A 13532-nucleotide genomic window follows, 5' to 3' on the forward strand; every position below is an offset into this window, starting at 1 on the left:
TTCTGAATAGCTTTCAGAACTCAGTAAGGTCCACCTTACTCTCGCCGCTGAACCACAGGCAACAGCCCCCGGGGACCATTACGGTGCTGCCATGACACGACCTGCGCGACTGGGCCGACCGACCGGACCGAGACCGGGCTTCTCGCGCGACGACGTCGTCGATGCCGCCCTCGAGATCGGCATCGCGGACTTCACGCTCACGGCGGTGGCCAAGCATCTGGGGGTGGCGGTCTCCGGGCTGTACCGAACAATCTCATCACGCGAGGATCTGCTGGCTGCCTGCCTGGAGAGGATCGCTGCCGAGGTGGACGTCCCGGGCACCGGGAGGCGCTGGCCCGATGCGGTGCGGGCCCACGCCGAGGCCATCTGGGCGATGCTGGAGCGCTACCCCGGCCTGGCCGGGGTCATCATGGGGGTGCCGTGGGCCTACCAGCTCTTCGCCGCCCCCGTGGCTCAAGCGTGCCAGGCCCTGGTCGACGGCGGCTTGGGGGCCGAGGAGGCCGGGGTGGTCCTGGACTTCGTCGGCGACACCGTCATCTCCACGCACGCGCAAATCGAGGTCATGCGCTCCCCCGTGGCCTCCTCGGGGCAGGGCGGCCCCACGGGACTGGAGGAGACCAGCCGGTTCGCGGCCGCCGCCGGGAACCCTCCCCTGCCCGAGGCGCTGACGCCCAACGAGAGCTGGCTGGAGCGCGGCGGCCTGGACCGAAAGATCGAGATCATCATCCGGGGAGTGGCCGCGGGCCTGCCCCCGAGCGCAACGGATACGGGAGGGAAGTCGGCGTCAGGGGGCGACGTCAGTGGGCGACGCTGACGTCCAGCGGCATCCCCGAGTCCGGGGCGAAGTCCATGGGGCTGGGGACGACGCCTGCCCGCACGGCCGCTGACCCCAGGGCTGCGATCTGGGCGCCGTTGTCGGTGCAGAAGCGCAGTGGTGGCAGGCGCAGGGTGATGCCGGCCTCCTCGCAGCGCTCGGCGGCCAGGGAGCGCAGGCGGGAGTTGGCCGAGTACCCTCCCCCGACGACGAGCGTGTCGCAGCCGGTGTCCAGGCAGGCCTGGACCGCCTTGGCCGTCAGGGAGTCGTTGACGGCCTCGGAGAAGGCGGCGCAGACGTCGGCACTGGGCACCTCCTGGTCGGAGTCCTCCAGGGACTCCACGTAGCGGGCCACGGCGGTCTTGAGGCCGGAGAAGGAGAAGTCGTAGCGGTGGCGCTCCTTGTCCTTGCCCGCGGCCAGCCCTCGGGGGAAGCGGATGGCGCCGCGGTCGCCCTCCTGGGAGAGCCGGTCCACGTGCGGGCCGCCGGGGTAGGGCAGGCCCAGGAGGCGGCCGACCTTGTCGAAGGCCTCACCGGCGGCGTCGTCGAGAGTGCCGCCGAGCTCGACGACGTCGGTGGCAATGTCCCGGATGCTCAGGAGGTTGGAGTGGCCGCCGGAGACGATGAGTCCGACGAAATGCTCCGGCAGGGGGCCGTCGACCAGCTCATCGACCGCCAAGTGCCCGATGACGTGGTTGACGCCGTAGATCGGCCGGTTCAGGCTCGCGGCCAGGGCCTTGGCGGCGGAGATGCCGACGGTCAGGGAGCCGATGAGTCCGGGACCGGCGCACACGGCGACGGCATCGACCTCGCTGAGGTCGACACCGGCCTTCTCCAGCGCGGCGTCGAGGGTCGGCAGGAAGGACTCCAGGTGGGCGCGTGAGGCGATCTCGGGGATGATGCCGCCGAAGCGCGCGTACTGGTCCATGGAGGTGGCGGTGACGTCGGCGAGGAGCTCGCGGCCGCGCACGAGGGCCACGCCGGTCTCGTCGCAGGTGGACTCGATACCGAGAATGAGAGGGTCGCTCACGGGGCCAGACTATCGCCTGGAGAGACGGACGCCGAACAGGCGCCTATCGAGGCCTCGGGTGCCGCAGCCTTCATGACAGCCCTGATCGATGCCCGCGTTCCGCTGGCCCTGGTGACCTCCGCGCCGATCGCGCTCATGCGGGTGCGCATGGAGGAAGCCGGCGCCCCCGAGGCCGGCTCGCACGTCCCCCGCATCGCGGACTTCACCGGGATCACCTTCACCATCCATGAACGCCGAGCCGGGCACTTCACGGGCGGGGACATTCCACGCGGCCGGGCGCGCGTCGTTCCGGGCGGGGCCATTCGACGCCGTCGGGGACAGCAATCCTGTCACCGTACGCGCAACATGCCCCCGTCCGGAAGAGAATGCCCCCGCACGCGCAGAATGCCCCCACCGGCGTGCGCTGGTAGAAGGTATGCACGTAGAACACCACCGAGCCAGGCACGTCTCGCGATCCCCGACAGAGTGTCTGGAGGACGACGCGAGAAGTGCCCGGCTCGGTATGGAGTGAGGCGGATGGATCAGTGGGCGTGCTGGCCCTTCCACAGGGCGTGGCCGAGATCCCGGTTGAGGCGCGAGATGACCTCGAGCGGAACCGACTTGGGGCACACGGCCGCGCACTCGCCGATGTTCGTGCAGCCGCCGAAGCCCTCGGCGTCGTGCTGGTTGAGCATGCTCACCACGCGAGCCAGGCGCTCGGGCTGGCCCTGCGGCAGCAGACCCAGGTGCGAGATCTTCGCACCGGTGAACAGCATGGCCGAGGCGTTGGGGCACGCCGCCACGCAGGCACCGCAGCCGATGCAGGCGGCGGCCTCGAAGGCGGCGTCGGCCTTCTCCTTCTGCACGGGCACCGAGTGGGCCTCCGGGGCCCCACCGGTGTTGACCGAGATGTAGCCACCGGCCTGAACGATGCGGTCCAGGGCGGAGCGGTCCACGATGAGGTCGCGCAGCACCGGGAAGCCGGTGGAGCGCCACGGTTCGATCGTGATGGTGGAGCCGTCCTTGAAGGAGGGGTCCTCCGCCAGGTGGCGCATGTGCAGCTGGCAGGTGGTCGAGCGGATGGGCCCGTGGGCCTGCCCGTTGATGACCACACCGCACTGACCGCAGATGCCCTCGCGGCAGTCGGAGTCGAAGGCCACCGGCTCCTTGCCCTCGGCGAAGAGCTGCTCGTTGAGCAGGTCGAGGACCTCGAGGAAGCTCATGTGCTCCTCGATCCCGCTCATGGCGTACTCCTCGAAGTGGCCCTTCGAGTCCTTGTTCTTCTGGCGCCAGATCTTGAGCTTGATGTTCACTTGTAACTCCGCTGCTTGAGCTCGATGTCCTTGTAGACGAGGTCCTCCTTGTGGAGGATCGGCGGCTGGTTCTCCCCGCCCCACTCCCAGGCGGCGACGTAGAGGAACTCGTCGTCGTGCCGCAGGGCCTCACCCTCGGGAGTCTGGGACTCCGCCCGGAAGTGGCCACCGCAGGACTCCCGCCGGTGCAGGGCGTCGATGCACATGAGCTCGGCCAGCTCGAAGAAGTCCAGCAGTCGGCCGGCCTTCTCCAGGGCCTGGTTGAGCTCGTCGGCCTGGCCCGTGATGCGGGCGTCGCGCCAGAACTCCTCCTTGAGGGCCCGGATCTGCCCGATGGCGTCGCGCAGCCCGGCGTCGCGCCGTTCCATGCCGCAGTACTCCCACATGATGCGGCCCAGGGCCATGTGGAAGTCGTCCACGCTGCGGGTGCCGCGAAGAGCCATGAGGCGGGCGACGCGCTCCTCGACGGAGCGCTTGGCCTCGGCGATCTCCGGGGCGTTGGGGTCGACCTTGCCCAGGCGCAGCATGTCCGCCAGGTAGTCGTTCATGGTGTCGGGCAGGACGAAGTAGCCGTCGGCCAGCCCCTGCATGAGGGCGGAGGCACCCAGGCGGTTGGCGCCGTGGTCGGAGAAGTTGGCCTCTCCGGCGATGTAGAGGCCCGGGACGTTGGACTCCAGGTCGTAGTCCACCCACAGGCCACCCATCGTGTAGTGCACGGCTGGGTAGATGCGCATGGGGACCTCGTAGGGGTCGTCCCCGGTGATGCGCTGGTACATCTCGAACAGGTTGCCGTAGCGGGCAGAGACGGCGTCCTTGCCCAGGCGGTTGATGGCCTCGGAGAAGTCCAGGTAGACGCCGCGACGCATCATCCGCTCGTTGCCGTTGGCGTCACGCTCCTTGATGGCCGGCCCCACGCCGCGACCCTCGTCGCACATGTTCTTGGCCTGGCGGGAGGCGATGTCGCGCGGCACGAGGTTGCCGAAGGCCGGGTAGATGCGCTCGAGGTAGTAGTCGCGCGCCTCCTCGGGAATGTCGCGCGGGTCCTTGTCGCAGTCCTCGGCCTTCTTGGGCACCCAGATGCGTCCGTCGTTGCGCAGGGACTCACTCATGAGGGTGAGTTTGGACTGGAAGTCCCCGGACTGCGGGATGCAGGTGGGGTGGATCTGCGTGTAGCAGGGGTTGGCGAAGTAGGCGCCCTTGCGGTGCGCGCGCCACACGGCGGTGGCGTTGCAACCCATCGCGTTGGTCGACAGGAAGAACACGTTGCCGTAGCCGCCACTGGCCAGCACGACGGCGTCGGCCAGGTGGGTCTCGATCTTCCCGGAGACCATGTCGCGGGTGACGATGCCACGGGCGCGACCGTCGACGATGATGAGCTCGACCATCTCGTGGCGACGGAACTCCTTGACCGTGCCGGCGTGCACCTGACGCTCGAGGGCCTGGTAGGCACCGATGAGGAGCTGCTGGCCGGTCTGGCCGCGGGCGTAGAAGGTACGGGAGACCTGCACACCACCGAAGGAACGGTTGTCCAGCAGACCGCCGTACTCGCGGGCGAAGGGGACACCCTGGGCCACGCACTGGTCGATGATGTTGGCGCTGACCTCCGCCAGGCGGTAGACGTTGTCCTCGCGGGCGCGGTAGTCACCGCCCTTGACCGTGTCGTAGAAGAGCCGGTAGACGGAGTCGCCGTCATTGCGGTAGTTCTTCGCGGCGTTGATGCCGCCCTGGGCGGCGATGGAGTGCGCCCGGCGGGCCGAGTCCTGGTAGAAGAAGACCTTGACGTTGTAGCCCTGCTCGCCCAGGGAGGCGGCCGCGGCGCCGCCGGCCAGGCCGGAGCCGACGACGATGATGTCCAGCTTGCGGCGGTTGGCGGGGTTGACCAGCTTGGCCTCGAACTTGCGCTGCTCCCAGCGCCGGTCGATCGGGACGGAGTGGGGGGCCTTGGTGTCGGCGATCTTCTCGCCCTCGTAGTACAGGCCGTCGATGAGTTCAGTCATAGTCGTTCACTCTCAGTGGGTCGCCGTAGCACACTCGGCGAAGTGCTCGGCGGAGGAGCCGATCGCGTCACAGAACTGCGGGTAGTAGTCGCCAGTGGCCATGGGGGCATCGACATAGCCGAAGAGGATCGCCGTCGGAACCGCCATGAAGGCGGCGAACAGCGCGAAGGCCAGCACGAAGGCGATCAGCCGGATGAAGGGGATGGTGTTGCCCCGCACCGCGCCCAGTGTCTGCAGGGCGGACCACACGCCGTGCCACACGTGCAGGCACAGGGCGGCCAGCGCGATCGCGTAGATGAGCCACACCCACCACAGCTGGAAGCCGTAGTACATGTTCAGGTAGGCCCGTCCGTGCACGTAGTGTCCCCCCGGCGTCAGTGACAGGGTGGTGTACTGCAGGAGGTGCCAGATGATGAACAGCAGGAGGATGACGCCGCCCCAGCGCATGGTGCGCATGGCGTAGCGGGAGGCGAAGTACTCGGCGCCGGGCTTCTTGACGGCGTACTTGTCGTTGCCACGGGCCCGCTTGTTGCGCGCCCACAGGTGGAAGGCGCTGCCGGCGTGAGCCAGGAGGCAGGCCATGAGAGCCAGACGGAGGATCCACAGGACACCGCCGTAGGGCATGATCGGTACCAGCAGTGCTCGCAGGAACACGGCGTAGTGATCGTAGGCGACCTCACCCTCGAAGTAGTGCAGGTTGCCGTAGGCGTGGAAGAGGACGAAGAACAGGAACACCAGTCCCGAGATCGCCATCATGCGCTTCATGAAGACGGTCGTGGAGAAGGCGGTCCGCCTCTTCAGGGAAGGAGCAGATGTTTTGGCCACGGCAGAAGGCTAGCCGGGCACCAGGTCCCGTAGGCGCGATCTGCACCCCACCAGCGATGTTGGGGAGACGATCCGCGGAATCCTGGGGATCTCAACGGGTCTCGATTCGTCATTCAACGCCGCGGAATATGCTGACGCCGACGTCTGAGGCCTCCTTTTCGTCACGGGGGCGTCAGACAAATCTGTGAAGTGGCCGACACTCACCGCTTGTCCTCCCGCGGCCCGTGTTTATCTCCGGTCGCTGCAGCATCCATCTGCTTCTTCAGGCCCAGCGCAATCCGTCCAGTCGGACTCTGGGGCTTGCTCCCGGTGAGTCGCCCCACGGACTCAGGTCTCGCCGGGCTCACCGGCCTCGGCCCCCACCGGCCCCGGGCGCGGGCGCAGAGTCAGCCGCATGACCACGGCGTCCTCCGGCGGCGCCTGGTAGTAGCGGCGGCGCCGGCCAATGGGAACGAACCCGTGCCTGGTGTAGAGCCGCTGGGCGGTCTCGTTGGACTGGCGCACCTCCAGCAGGACATCGGGGCAGCTCACCTCTCGGGCGGTGGAGACGAGCTCGGTGAGCATGAGGGAGGCGATCCCTCGTCCGCGCGCAGCCGGGACGGTGGCGATGGTCAGCAGGTCCGCACTGGTCAGCCCACCGGCGTGGTAGAGCCCGGCGTAGCCCAGGAGCCGTGGCCCGTGCGACCCGGTTCCAACAGCGCAATCCGCGGGGTCATAGGCGTCACCGTCGCCATCGCTCTCTTCGGACTCGACGACGACGTAGCGGCGGTCCGCCATCGGCCCGTGGGAGGCCGCCAGCTCGGCGGCCAGCAGGTCACGGCTCCAGGCCTCGGCTCCGAAGAGCTCGCCCTCGATTCGGGCGACGGCCTCCAGGTCCCCCGCCGCCATCTCCCGCAGACCGGGGGCCCGGCCCGCTCCGGTCGCCTCGGGCACCTCAGTGTCCTTCTTCGCCCCGGGGTCAGCGCACGCGCTTGCGAGCGGCAGGCATCTGCACGTCGGCGTGGCGCAGGTAGAGCGGCTGCGTGCTCAGCTCCTCGCCGCGCTCGAGGCGAGCCAGGGCGATGCGCACCTGGGTCAGGACGTCACCGGAGACGGGGGCCAGGGCCTCGCGGCAGGAGGCCATCTCCGCCAGCTCGGGGTAGAGGGAGGCACCGGAGCCGGCCACGACATCGATGCCTCCACTCCCCCCGCCCGGTCCCGGTGCCTGCTCGGCGAGGCGCTGGGCGACCTGGGCCGGGGGGCAGACGATGATCTCGGTCAGGCGGGTGACGTCGTCGGGACCGTTGGCGCGGAAGGGTGCCGTATAGACCTCGCGCCTGCGGGCGTCGGTGGCGACCAGAACGACCGGCCCCGTCTGCCCCTCCTGGGCCCCGAGCTCATCCAGGGCGCGGCGGGCGACGGCGTCGAGGCTGGAGACCCCGTGGACGGGGACGCCCCGGGTGCGCCCGACGACCCCGGCCGTCACCAGTCCGGCCCGCAGTCCGGTGAAGGGGGCCGGCCCGGTGGCGGCGACCACGGCGTCCAGCGGGCGCTCGGCCGCCTCGGGAGCCGACAGGGCCCGGGAGAGCATCTGTCCGAGGGACTCGGCGTGACGGCGGGTATCGGCCTGTTCGTCCTGGCTCAGCACCTGCAGGGCGCGTGCGCCGGCGGCGGAGGGGGCGGCGTCGACGACCGCGACCTGAGTCCCCAGGGAGGAGTCGATGGAGAGGATTCGCACCGGACCAGCCTATGCCCTCGGGTTGCGTGGCAGGTTGACGCGGCTCTCAGGGATCGTGTCCCCCAGGGTCTCGCCGGCGGTCGCATCGGCGTCGTCCTCGGCCCCGTCCCCCAGGAGGGACAGGTCGATGGCGGCGCGGGGGATGCCCCGGCGTACTGCGGCGCCCTGAGTGTCGGACTCGTCCCGGCTGAGCCGGTCGGCGCGCTCGGCCATGTCGGCGCGGTTGCGGGCCTGGCGCAGTGGGGCGGTCACTTTGCGCTCGTGACGCACCGTGATGATGACGGTGACGATCCCGACGACGACGACCGCCAGGACCGGCCCCCAGATCGCCCAACCCCCCGTGGTGGAGCGCTCCTCGCCCTGAGCGGTGGAGGTCTTGGGCTTGGACCCGGCGCGCTCACGCAGGATCTCTCCGTAGTCGCGCAGCTCGATGGGGCCGGCCAGGCGCCGCGTGGCGGCCTCCCCCATCGCCGTCACCGTGGTGCCGTTCAGCGAGTACCAGGCGTTGGCGTTGCGGTCGTGGACGAGGTGGGCCTCGCCCATCTGGTCGACATCGGTGGCCAGGTCGTCGTCAAAGACGGGGGTGCAGGTGGCGTGCCCCTTGTCATGGACCACCTCGAGAAGACCGACCGGCTTGCCGCCCGAGGAGACGGTCGCGGCCCAGTCGCCGGTGTCGACGGGTTGCGCGGAGGGCTGGGAGCCGTCGAGGAAGCCGGTGGCCCAGGTGTAGACGCTGCGCGGTTCACCCACCGTGATCTCGCCCTGCTCGCCAGTGCTCTGACGCACCTGCGCCACGCACTCGCTCTCCATGAGCGCCTTGGCCTCGTCACGCGAGTCGGCATCGGCCGCGACACCCGCCACGCCGCCGGCCGACGTGATCGGCGCGACCCGAGGGCTGGCATCGGCAACGGCTCGGGCCGGCCCCGGGACCAGGAGGCAGGCGCCCAGGAGCGTCGCCGCCGCAGCCGGCAGGATCAGGCGCCGAGAACGCCGGGGACGCCGGGAGCGCTGAGCGGCCCGGATGGGGATGGCGTTGCGGACCGGTGCCACGGTGGCGGGAGTGTTCACAGCGGCACTCCCGGCTGGCAGGAGGCGTCTGCTCCCAGTGGGCTCAGGTCGACGTCGGCCCAGCGCGGACCGACGGCGCGCACGATGATCGTCCGGTTGCCGTCGTCGACCTCGCCGAGGTCCACGACCGGCTCCCCGGCCACCGAGCCGGCGGAAGACTCCGCCCCGGCGGGGGCGTCCTCGGGCTGCGGGAGCTCAGCGCGCACGGCTCCGTGGGGGCGCATCACCTGGATCTCCAGGCGGTCGGGACTCAGGGCCTCGACCTTCTCCTCGCCCCACTCGACCAGGGTGACGGCCCGTTCCAGGGAGGAGTCCAGGTCGAGGGCGTCGATCTCCTCCAGGGAGGTGATCCGGTAGGCGTCCACGTGAATGAGGTCGGGGCCGTCGGACAGGGCGGGGTGCACGCGGGCGATGATGAAGGTGGGTGAGGAGACCCGGCCACGCACCTCAAGGGCTGCGCCGATGCCCTGGGCGAGCGTGGTCTTGCCGGCCCCCAGCCCGCCGGAGAGCATCACGAGGTCACCGGCGCGCAGCAGGCGGGCCAGGCGGGCCCCCAGTGCCCGGGTCTCGTCGGCGTCGCTGGTGGCGACGGTGATCCCGGGGGCGGTCTGCGGTGTGTGCGGCGCTGGGCTCATATTCCCTCCTCTTCCATGCAAGGCTCCGATGGTGGAACCGGTCGGCCCGGCGGGGACCGGCGATATCCGACGTCTGCTGTCTAGGGTCGAGAGTAGTCGCCGGTGCCGGGTTCCCCGACGTAGCAGCGCGGGACACGAGCTCCCAACCGGGTCACGATCTCGTAGTTGATGGTGCCGCAGGCCTGTGCCCAGTCGTCTGCGGTGGGGACAGCCTCCTGGCCCGAGGCTTGCGGGGCGCCCCAGAGCACGGCGGTGTCCCCGACCCGGGCCGGTGCCGGCAGGGGCGCGCCGGTCTCGTCCACGGCCGGGCCGAGGTCGATAACCACCTGGTCCATGCACACCCGCCCCACGATGGAGGTCATGAGGCTGCCGACTCCCACGGGACCGGCGGAGCTGGCGGCGCGCGGGATGCCGTCGGAGTAGCCCAGGGGCACGAGCCCCACCCAGCGATCAGTGGGGGCGCTCCAGGTCCCCCCGTAGGAGACGGCCTGCCCGGCCTCGATGCGCTTGACCTGCACCAGCGGGGACTCCAGGCGCATGGCGGGCCGCAGCCCGAGCTCGGCGCCGGTGGCCACGGAGGGGTCGGGACTCAGCCCGTACAGGCCGATCCCCACACGCACCAGGTCCATGCGGGCCTGCGGGTGCCACAGGAGTCCTCCGGTGGCAGCGAGGTGGTGAGTAGGTGGGTTGAGGCCGGCGTCTCGTACGACCTGCTCGGCCTGCCGGTAGCGCTCCAGGTGCTCCTCGGTGGAGCCGCTGGCCGGCTCGTCGGCGCGCGACAGGTGCGACCACAGGCCGACGACGTCGACCGTTCCCTCATCCTCGGCCCGCCTCAGCGCGGCGGCCAGGGCGGGCAGCTCCTCGACGGTGGCGCCGCCGCGCGACATGCCGGTGTCGACCTTGAGATGGAGACGCGCCGCCCTCCCCTGCGCCCGGGCCGCCGCCGACAGGGCCTCGAGCTGGGGCAGGGTGGAGACCGACAGGTCCAGGTCGGCCACCAGGGCGGCACGCAGGGGCGAGTCCTGGGCGGCCGCCCGATCAGGCTCCATGACGGGCAGGAGCCAGGTGAGGAGCCGGGGGGCCTGCGAGGTGGGCTCCCCCACCGGGCGTCTCACACCGGCCTCGTCCAGAAGGGCACGCAGAGTCAGGGCCTCGGCGAGCTGGGCCACCCCCAGCCAGGAGGCTCCCGCCGACAGGGCCGTCAGAGCGACCGGGCCCAGCCCGTGACCGTAGGCGTCGGCCTTGACCACGGCCATCCACGGCACGCCCGCCACCTGTGCCAGGCACCGCCCGTTGTGGGCCACGGCCTCCAGGTCGACGACGGCCCGCGAGGTGGTCGCTGCCGGTGGCGCGCACTGGGCGACTGCCGGGCGCGGAGCGGCGGACGAGGGCATTGCGGCTGAGTCCGGGGAGGTGGTCACGGCGCGATTGTCGCACTGGGGCCGGTAGCGCCGCTGTTTCCTGGCGCACGCCTCCGGTCAGGAGTCCTGACGGATACCGCGTGGCTGACGCGTCTCAGACGTGGGGCACCGCCTGGAGCCAGTTGAGCTCAAGGCGGGCCGGACCGAGGGCAGCGGCGATGTCCAGGGCGGCGATCGGGTGCCCGCCGGTCCGCGCTCCCCCGGCGCTCTGAGGACTTGCTGCGGCATAGGCCCCCGCGAGCGCGTGCAGCCTGACTCCGGCTGCCACCGAGTCGACCAGCGCGTCCAAGACCGGGTCCGCCCCCGAGGCGTCCGGCGCGCCCTGCTCCCAGCGGGCGGCCGCGCCGGCCAGGACGGCTCCGAGGATCCCGGCGAGCACGTCCCCGCTTCCGGCGCTCGCCATCCAACCGGGTCCTCCGTCCACGCTGACCAGGGGGCGCTGCGGTGCGGCGATGAGGGTGGTGGCTCCTTTGAGCAGGACGGTGGCGCCGGTGAGGCGGCAGAGCTCGCGGGCGGCGAGCCCCGGGTGGGCCTCGACGCGCTCGCGGCTCCACTGACGGGTCTCCTGCACCGGCGTCCCCTGATCCTCCAACGCGATCAGCAGCGCAGCGGCCTCTCCGGCGTGCGGGGTCAGCACGTGCAGCGGCGTGCAGCTCAGGTCCTCGGTGAGGAGCTCGGACAGGATGCTCAGGGCGCCGGCGTCGACGACGGTGGGGATCCGGGTGGGGCACTGCTGGTCTTTGCCGCAGGGACCCAGGGTAGGGGCGAGGACGGCTCGCACCTCATCGGCCCTGGTGGTGTCAGCGGGGTCGATGCCCGGCCCCAGGACGAGCGCCTGAACGCGTCCGGCGGCGGGGACCACCTCGGGGCGGGCGGCCAGGACGAGGTCCTCCACGCGTCTGGGGGCGGACAGGCGCACCATGCCGGCGCCGGCGCGTACCGCGCCGCTGGCGGCCAGGACGGCGGCGCCGGGGTAGGACTCGCTGCCGGCCCACAGGCCGACCACGCCGCGGGTGTACTTGTGGTCGCCGGGGCCGGGCTCGCCAACAGCGCGGGCCAGGTAGTCGCCCAGGGCGCCGTCGACGGGGCGTCGGACCAGGGGCCGGCTCGTGGGCGCGGGCAGTCCGAGGGGGACGACTTCGACGACGCCGCACAGGTGCCGGGCCGGGGGCAGGCACTGGCATCCCTTGAGGCAGGTGAAGGTGACGGTATGGTCGGCGGCCAGGACCGGGCCACTCACTGTGCCGTCGTCGACGCCGGTTCCGCTGGGCAGGTCGACGGCGATGACTCGCAGCGGGCGACGCCCCGGCTCCCCGGCGGCGATGAGCGGGGCGATGAGGGCGGCGGCGTCAGGTCGCAGCGCCCCGGTGGCGCCGATGCCGGTGAGCCCGTCCAGGACGAGTCCGCCGTGGACGAGGAAGGCTTCGATAGCGGCCACGGCCTCGGCGGAGTCCTGGCCGGTTCCGTCGTCGCTGCGGTAGCCGGCGCCGTGAATGGTGACGCCGTGGCCGCGGGCCTCCTCCAGGGCGACGGGATGGGGGTGCTCGGTGGCGAGCACGGCGCTGACCGCGCAGCCGCTGTGGGCGAGCAGACCTCCAGCCAGGAGGGTGTCGGCCCCGTTGTGGCCGCCGCCGACTAAGAGGAGTACCGGGGCCCCGGAGATCCATCCGGGGCCGGTCTGCGTCCCCGCTGCCTCACCTGCTCCTCTCAGCGGCGTCGCCGGGGACAGCGGTGAGGCTGGGGTGGCGGCCACCCCCATGGGGCTCATTGAGGTCAACGGCGCCGGAACCGGCCGGGCGGGGGCCACCGCGGCGCCCGCATTGCCGGTTCCTTGGCGCAGCTCGCGCAGCGCCGCCCGGGCCACCGCGTGGGCGGCGGCTCTCATGTAGCGGTCGGTGCCTGCGGTGACAGGGGCCTCCGCGGCCGCTATCTCCTGAGCGGGCCAGGCGCAGGTGGTGGGGTCGGTGACGTCGTGGGAACGCGGGAGATCGTTGAGGTCACTCATCCGTCCTATTGTCCTCCGCTTCGCTCTGCTCGCCCCTCCAACACGGCTTTGAGACGGGCAGTTTCACAGAGCAAGACCTCGCGGGTGGCCGCCGGCCCGCATTGCCCGTCCGCGGCCAAGCGCCAAGAAGTTGTCTCTTCCAGAATTGGTGGCGCGTTCGCCCCTCGCGCTGCCCGCTCACCCGGCACAATGGCCGAGTGATCCGCGCTGTAGGGACCGACCTGGTTGATATCCCCCGCCTCGAAGGCTACATGGACCGGGTACCCGGCCTGCGTGAGCGGCTCTTCACCCCCGCCGAGCTGGCCGCCTGCCAGAAGCGGGCCGCCTCACTCGGGGCGCGTCTAGCGGCCAAGGAGGCGGTTCTCAAGGCCCTGGGGTCGGCCTACGCCGAGCTCGGGCTGGACGCGCCCCAGGGGTGGGAGTACCAGGACATCGAGGTGACCTCCACGCCCGGCACCCCACCGCGCCTGCGTCTGACCGGGGCGGCCGCGATGGCCGCCCGCCAGGCCGGCATCGGCCACTGGCACATCTCCCTGGCACACGACGGCGGTATGGCCCAGGCCTTCGTCGTCGCCCAGGCCGATCACGTCGACAACGACGACGACCTGGCCCTGTCCTCCCAGCGTTCACAGGCCCGCACGAAGCGGCAGATCCGGTCCCTGCGCCCGGCCCTGTAGACGACGGTGCCGAGCCCGGACTGCGGGCTCGGCACCGTTGCGGGGCGAGTC

12 protein-coding genes are annotated in these 13532 nt (G+C 71.2%); 2 read left to right on the forward strand and 10 right to left on the reverse strand.

Features of this window, described 5'->3' with window-relative positions:
* The first annotated feature begins 91 nt into the window (after positions 1–91).
* Entirely contained in the window at positions 92–814 is a 723-nt protein-coding gene (locus AXE84_RS01870) for a TetR/AcrR family transcriptional regulator (protein ID WP_060956638.1), read from the forward strand.
* On the opposite strand, the gene tsaD is transcribed toward AXE84_RS01870, so the two are convergent.
* The 10 genes from tsaD to AXE84_RS01925 form a co-directional block, all read right to left on the reverse strand.
* On the reverse strand, positions 798–1844 hold the full coding sequence (gene tsaD, locus AXE84_RS01875) for a tRNA (adenosine(37)-N6)-threonylcarbamoyltransferase complex transferase subunit TsaD (RefSeq protein ID WP_060956639.1): 1047 nt from the start codon (positions 1842–1844) through the stop codon (positions 798–800). The two genes, AXE84_RS01870 and tsaD, sit on opposite strands and share 17 nt — an antisense overlap.
* A 521-nt stretch (positions 1845–2365) precedes the next feature.
* Positions 2366–3136: a succinate dehydrogenase/fumarate reductase iron-sulfur subunit gene (locus AXE84_RS01885; protein WP_003785183.1), complete on the reverse strand. Its 771-nt coding sequence runs from the start codon at positions 3134–3136 to the stop codon at positions 2366–2368.
* A complete protein-coding gene (locus tag AXE84_RS01890) occupies positions 3133–5133 on the reverse strand; it encodes a fumarate reductase/succinate dehydrogenase flavoprotein subunit (protein WP_010614570.1) in 2001 nt (666 codons plus the stop codon). Before AXE84_RS01890 ends, AXE84_RS01885 begins: the two co-directional genes overlap by 4 nt.
* A 12-nt stretch (positions 5134–5145) precedes the next feature.
* Complete coding sequence (locus tag AXE84_RS01895; protein WP_178384973.1) at positions 5146–5898, reverse strand: succinate dehydrogenase cytochrome b subunit; 753 nt, start codon at positions 5896–5898, stop codon at positions 5146–5148.
* Positions 5899–6285: 387 nt separating this feature from the next.
* Positions 6286–6891, reverse strand: a complete 606-nt coding sequence (locus AXE84_RS01900; protein ID WP_060956641.1) for a GNAT family N-acetyltransferase — start codon at positions 6889–6891, stop codon at positions 6286–6288.
* Positions 6892–6916: 25 nt separating this feature from the next.
* Complete coding sequence (gene tsaB, locus AXE84_RS01905) at positions 6917–7675, reverse strand: tRNA (adenosine(37)-N6)-threonylcarbamoyltransferase complex dimerization subunit type 1 TsaB (protein WP_060956642.1); 759 nt, start codon at positions 7673–7675, stop codon at positions 6917–6919.
* Between the two features lie 9 nt (positions 7676–7684).
* Positions 7685–8743 carry a hypothetical protein gene (locus AXE84_RS01910; RefSeq protein WP_060956643.1) on the reverse strand — a complete coding sequence of 353 codons (1059 nt, stop codon included), beginning with the start codon at positions 8741–8743 and terminating at the stop codon, positions 7685–7687.
* Positions 8740–9378 (reverse strand): tRNA (adenosine(37)-N6)-threonylcarbamoyltransferase complex ATPase subunit type 1 TsaE, encoded by a 639-nt coding sequence (gene tsaE / locus AXE84_RS01915; RefSeq protein ID WP_060956644.1) that lies wholly within the window; start codon positions 9376–9378, stop codon positions 8740–8742. Before tsaE ends, AXE84_RS01910 begins: the two co-directional genes overlap by 4 nt.
* Positions 9379–9458: 80 nt before the next feature.
* Complete coding sequence (alr, locus tag AXE84_RS01920; protein WP_060956645.1) at positions 9459–10772, reverse strand: alanine racemase; 1314 nt, start codon at positions 10770–10772, stop codon at positions 9459–9461.
* A 121-nt stretch (positions 10773–10893) separates the two neighbouring features.
* Positions 10894–12804, reverse strand: a complete 1911-nt coding sequence (locus AXE84_RS01925) for a bifunctional ADP-dependent NAD(P)H-hydrate dehydratase/NAD(P)H-hydrate epimerase (protein WP_060956646.1) — start codon at positions 12802–12804, stop codon at positions 10894–10896.
* A 197-nt stretch (positions 12805–13001) separates the two neighbouring features.
* Between AXE84_RS01925 and AXE84_RS01930 the strand changes: the two genes are divergently transcribed.
* Positions 13002–13481: a holo-ACP synthase gene (locus AXE84_RS01930; RefSeq protein WP_060956647.1), complete on the forward strand. Its 480-nt coding sequence runs from the start codon at positions 13002–13004 to the stop codon at positions 13479–13481.
* Positions 13482–13532: the final 51 nt, after the last annotated feature.

The sequence above is a fragment of the Actinomyces oris genome (genome assembly GCF_001553935.1).
GTDB lineage: Bacteria > Actinomycetota > Actinomycetes > Actinomycetales > Actinomycetaceae > Actinomyces > Actinomyces oris_A.